This window comes from Bradyrhizobium sp. LeoA1Lang (assembly GCF_055413685.1).
In genome coordinates this window covers 1-248 of the sequence record NZ_JBVAPG010000700.1, presented here as the reverse complement: position 1 = coordinate 248, position 248 = coordinate 1, and the positions used below count along the sequence as shown (strand labels likewise).

The 248-nt window shown below is 71.8% G+C and carries 1 protein-coding gene; it reads right to left on the bottom strand.

Features of this window, described 5'->3' with window-relative positions:
• A partial coding sequence (locus ACZYOF_RS45005; protein ID WP_463719730.1) for a hypothetical protein occupies positions 1–248 on the bottom strand: 248 nt, incomplete at both ends.

The window sequence follows — 248 nt, the reverse complement described above, 5'->3', positions numbered from 1 at the left end:
TGTAGATCACATAGGCGAGATGGCGCGAGGTCAGCCCGAGGGCGCGCACATCCGGATCCGTCGCCGGCAGCGCCGCCCAGACCGGCGTCGCCGTCTCCAGATCGACCACCGTCAGATCGAGCAGCGCGGCGCGGCCGGCCGCATCGGCCAGCACCAAAAGCGGCGCCGCATCGTCGAGCACCTGGCGCAGCCGCGCCGATGGATAGGCCGGATCGAGCGGCAGGTAGGCGCCGCCCGCCTTCAGGATC